Annotated in this window: 2 protein-coding genes; both read left to right on the forward strand. The window is 71.4% G+C overall.

Annotated elements, in window-relative coordinates; genetic code table 11:
• Window positions 1-78: 78 nt before the first annotated feature.
• Window positions 79-297, forward strand: a complete 219-nt coding sequence (locus HMPREF3105_RS02465; RefSeq protein ID WP_002856506.1) for a DUF3046 domain-containing protein — start codon at window positions 79-81, stop codon at window positions 295-297.
• 210 nt (window positions 298-507) lie between these two features.
• Window positions 508-1,572: a recombinase RecA gene (recA, locus tag HMPREF3105_RS02470; protein ID WP_070708704.1), complete on the forward strand. Its 1,065-nt coding sequence runs from the start codon at window positions 508-510 to the stop codon at window positions 1,570-1,572.
• The last annotated feature ends 174 nt before the right edge of the window (window positions 1,573-1,746 follow it).

Consider the following 1,746-nt stretch of genomic DNA (forward strand, 5'->3'; position numbering starts at 1 on the left):
GGGCGCCCCGTCTCGGGGCGCCCGCGCCGTCTGCGTCCCCGTCCCTGACCCCGCGACCGACCACAGAGAGGACCGCCCGTGCGCGAGAGCGAGTTCCGCCGGCTGATGGACGAGGAGTTCGGCCCCGCCCGGGCCGGCCTCGTGGCCGACTCCCTGCACCTGCCCGGCCTGGACACCACCGCGACGGCGGCGCTCGCCGCCGGCGTGGACCCGCGGCGGGTCTGGCTGGCGGTCTGCGACCTGCATGAGATCCCCCAGGAGCGGCGTCTCGGTCGGGACGTGCCGCCGAAACGCTGACGCCGCGACGCGCTGGCGGGGCACTGCCCCTGTTCGAACACGTGTTCGAAGAATGCGGTAGAGTCCTGCACAGCAGTGCGACGGGGTGATCTCGTGCACAGGCGGGGCCGGCCACGCTTATCGTGTCCGCCGCCCCCCGTAGATTCACGGACATGACCGAGGCGGGCGCTCCAGCGTCCGCGGCAGCACCACCAGAGCTAGGGGTGAAGGATGAGCAAGGTGACGGATCGCGAGAAGGCCCTCGAGGCCGCTCTCGCCCAGATCGACAAGCAGTTCGGCAAGGGTTCCGTCATGCGGCTGGGGGACCAGACCCAGGCACCCGTCGAGGTCATCCCCACGGGCTCGGTGGCCATGGACGTGGCCCTGGGCATCGGCGGCCTGCCGCGCGGCCGCGTGGTGGAGATCTACGGCCCGGAGTCCTCGGGCAAGACCACCCTGGCCCTGCACGCGGTGGCCAACGCGCAGCGCAACGGCGGCATCGCGGCCTTCATCGACGCGGAGCACGCCCTGGACCCGGTCTACGCCCGCCAGCTCGGGGTGGACACGGACGCCCTGCTGGTCAGCCAGCCGGACACCGGCGAGCAGGCCCTGGAGATCATGGACATGCTCGTCTCCTCGGGCACCCTGGACATCGTCGTCATCGACTCCGTGGCCGCGCTGACCCCGCGCGCCGAGATCGAGGGCGAGATGGGCGACTCCCACGTCGGCCTGCAGGCCCGCCTCATGTCCCAGGCGCTGCGCAAGGTGACCGGCCGCCTGCACCAGACCAAGACCACGGCCATCTTCATCAACCAGCTGCGCGAGAAGATCGGCGTGTTCTTCGGCTCCCCGGAGACCACCACGGGCGGCAAGGCGCTCAAGTTCTATGCGTCCGTGCGCATCGACGTCCGCCGCATCGAGACCCTCAAGGAGGCCGGCAACCCCGTCGGCAACCGCACCCGCGTGAAGATCGTCAAGAACAAGATGGCCCCGCCCTTCAAGCAGGCCGAGTTCGACATCCTCTACGGGGTCGGCATCTCCCGCGAGGGCGGCCTGATCGACATGGGTGTCGAGGAGGGCATCGTCAAGAAGTCCGGCGCGTGGTTCACCTATGACGGGGACCAGCTCGGGCAGGGCAAGGAGAACGCCCGTCGCTTCCTCCGGGACAACCCGGACCTCGCCAACGAGATCGAGGAGCGCATCCTCACGAAGCTCGGCATCGGCGTGGCCCCGGAGGCCGAGGACGACGAGGCCCCGGCCCTGACCGCGGTTCCGGGGGACACCGCGGCCGGATGACCCGATCGCGCAGGAACGTCGGAGGCGGGGCCGCCCACCGGTCGGAGACGACCGGCCGGAGCGGCTCCGCCTCCGGTGCGTCCGCGTTCGACGACGCCCGGGACTCGGACGTGGGCCGGATGTGGCTCGACCTGGCCGGCGCACCGGAGCCGACGTCGTCCGACGCGGACGCCG

The organism is Micrococcus sp. HMSC31B01, from assembly GCF_001816085.1.
Taxonomy (GTDB): Bacteria; Actinomycetota; Actinomycetes; order Actinomycetales; family Micrococcaceae; genus Micrococcus; species Micrococcus luteus.